The organism is Streptomyces albidoflavus (assembly GCF_000719955.1).
Lineage (GTDB): Bacteria > Actinomycetota > Actinomycetes > Streptomycetales > Streptomycetaceae > Streptomyces > Streptomyces albidoflavus.
In genome coordinates this window covers 1-3,204 of the sequence record NZ_JOII01000081.1, presented here as the reverse complement: position 1 = coordinate 3,204, position 3,204 = coordinate 1, and the positions used below count along the sequence as shown (strand labels likewise).

Sequence of the window (3,204 nt, the reverse complement as noted above, 5' to 3'; positions counted from 1 at the left end):
AACACAGTGGACGCGAGCAACTGAGGACAAGCCCTCGGCCTATTAGTACCGGTCAACTCCACCCCTTACAGGGCTTCCATATCCGGCCTATCAACCCAGTCGTCTACTGGGAGCCTTACCCTCTCAAGGAGGTGGGAATACTCATCTCGAAGCAGGCTTCCCGCTTAGATGCTTTCAGCGGTTATCCCTCCCGAACGTAGCCAACCAGCCATGCCCTTGGCAGAACAACTGGCACACCAGAGGTTCGTCCGTCCCGGTCCTCTCGTACTAGGGACAGCCCTTCTCAATATTCCTACGCGCACAGCGGATAGGGACCGAACTGTCTCACGACGTTCTAAACCCAGCTCGCGTACCGCTTTAATGGGCGAACAGCCCAACCCTTGGGACCGACTCCAGCCCCAGGATGCGACGAGCCGACATCGAGGTGCCAAACCATCCCGTCGATATGGACTCTTGGGGAAGATCAGCCTGTTATCCCCGGGGTACCTTTTATCCGTTGAGCGACGGCGCTTCCACAAGCCACCGCCGGATCACTAGTCCCGACTTTCGTCCCTGCTCGACCCGTCGGTCTCACAGTCAAGCTCCCTTGTGCACTTACACTCAACACCTGATTACCAACCAGGCTGAGGGAACCTTTGGGCGCCTCCGTTACTCTTTAGGAGGCAACCGCCCCAGTTAAACTACCCATCAGACACTGTCCCTGATCCGGATCACGGACCCAGGTTAGACATCCAGCACGACCAGAGTGGTATTTCAACGACGACTCCACACACACTGGCGTGCATGCTTCACAGTCTCCCACCTATCCTACACAAGCCGAACCGAACACCAATATCAAACTGTAGTAAAGGTCCCGGGGTCTTTCCGTCCTGCTGCGCGAAACGAGCATCTTTACTCGTAATGCAATTTCACCGGGCCTATGGTTGAGACAGTCGAGAAGTCGTTACGCCATTCGTGCAGGTCGGAACTTACCCGACAAGGAATTTCGCTACCTTAGGATGGTTATAGTTACCACCGCCGTTTACTGGCGCTTAAGTTCTCAGCTTCGCCACACCGAAATGTGACTAACCGGTCCCCTTAACGTTCCAGCACCGGGCAGGCGTCAGTCCGTATACATCGCCTTACGGCTTCGCACGGACCTGTGTTTTTAGTAAACAGTCGCTTCTCGCTGGTCTCTGCGGCCACACCCAGCTCAGAGTGCAAGACTCATCACCAGACATGGCCCCCCTTCTCCCGAAGTTACGGGGGCATTTTGCCGAGTTCCTTAACCATAGTTCACCCGAACGCCTCGGTATTCTCTACCTGACCACCTGAGTCGGTTTAGGGTACGGGCCGCCATGAAACTCGCTAGAGGCTTTTCTCGACAGCATAGGATCATCCACTTCACCACAATCGGCTCGGCATCAGGTCTCAGACTATAGCCAGGCGGATTTACCTACCTGACGTCCTACACCCTTACCCCGGGACAACCACCGCCCGGGATGGACTACCTTCCTGCGTCACCCCATCACTCACCTACTACCAGCTCGGGCCACCGGCTCCACCACTTTCCATTCCCCGAAGGGTCCGGAACGGCTTCACGGGCTTAGCATCACTGGATTCAATGTTTGACGCTTCACAGCGGGTACCGGAATATCAACCGGTTATCCATCGACTACGCCTGTCGGCCTCGCCTTAGGTCCCGACTTACCCTGGGCAGATCAGCTTGACCCAGGAACCCTTAGTCAATCGGCGCACACGTTTCTCACGTGTGAATCGCTACTCATGCCTGCATTCTCACTCGTGAACCGTCCACAACTCGCTTCCACGGCTGCTTCACCCGGCACACGACGCTCCCCTACCCATCACAGCCTCCGTTGGGAGTATTGCTGCAATGACACGACTTCGGCGGTACGCTTGAGCCCCGCTACATTGTCGGCGCGGAATCACTAGACCAGTGAGCTATTACGCACTCTTTCAAGGGTGGCTGCTTCTAAGCCAACCTCCTGGTTGTCTCTGCGACTCCACATCCTTTCCCACTTAGCGTACGCTTAGGGGCCTTAGTCGATGCTCTGGGCTGTTTCCCTCTCGACCATGGAGCTTATCCCCCACAGTCTCACTGCCGCGCTCTCACTTACCGGCATTCGGAGTTTGGCTAAGGTCAGTAACCCGGTAGGGCCCATCGCCTATCCAGTGCTCTACCTCCGGCAAGAAACACACGACGCTGCACCTAAATGCATTTCGGGGAGAACCAGCTATCACGGAGTTTGATTGGCCTTTCACCCCTAACCACAGGTCATCCCCCAGGTTTTCAACCCTGGTGGGTTCGGTCCTCCACGACCTCTTACAGCCGCTTCAACCTGCCCATGGCTAGATCACTCCGCTTCGGGTCTAGAGCGTGCAACTCAAATCGCCCTCTTCGGACTCGCTTTCGCTACGGCTTCCCCACACGGGTTAACCTCGCTACACACCGCTAACTCGCAGGCTCATTCTTCAAAAGGCACGCAGTCACGACGCACCGAGCAAGCTCGATGCGCGACGCTCCCACGGCTTGTAGGCACACGGTTTCAGGTACTATTTCACTCCGCTCCCGCGGTACTTTTCACCATTCCCTCACGGTACTATCCGCTATCGGTCACCAGGGAATATTTAGGCTTAGCGGGTGGTCCCGCCAGATTCACACGGGATTTCTCGGGCCCCGTGCTACTTGGGTGTCTCTCAAACGAGCCGCTGATGTTTCGACTACGGGGGTCTTACCCTCTACGCCGGACCTTTCGCATGTCCTTCGCCTACATCAACGGTTTCTGACTCGTCCCACGGCCGGCAGACCGTGGAAGAGAGATCCCACAACCCCGCATGCGCAACCCCTGCCGGGTATCACACACATACGGTTTGGCCTCATCCAGTTTCGCTCGCCACTACTCCCGGAATCACGGTTGTTTTCTCTTCCTGCGGGTACTGAGATGTTTCACTTCCCCGCGTTCCCTCCACACTGCCTATGAGTTCAGCAGCGGGTGACAGCCCATGACGACTGCCGGGTTTCCCCATTCGGAAACCCCCGGATCAAAGCCTGGTTGACGACTCCCCGGGGACTATCGTGGCCTCCCACGTCCTTCATCGGTTCCTGGTGCCAAGGCATCCACCGTGCGCCCTTAAAAACTTGGCCACAGATGCTCGCGTCCACTGTGCAGTTCTCAAACAACGACCAACCACCCGTCACAACCC

The 3,204-nt window shown here is 56.7% G+C and carries 1 rRNA gene; it reads right to left on the bottom strand.

Annotated elements, in window-relative coordinates:
* Positions 1–22: 22 nt before the first annotated feature.
* Positions 23–3,145 (bottom strand): 23S ribosomal RNA (locus IF45_RS0130985).
* Positions 3,146–3,204 lie beyond the last annotated feature (59 nt).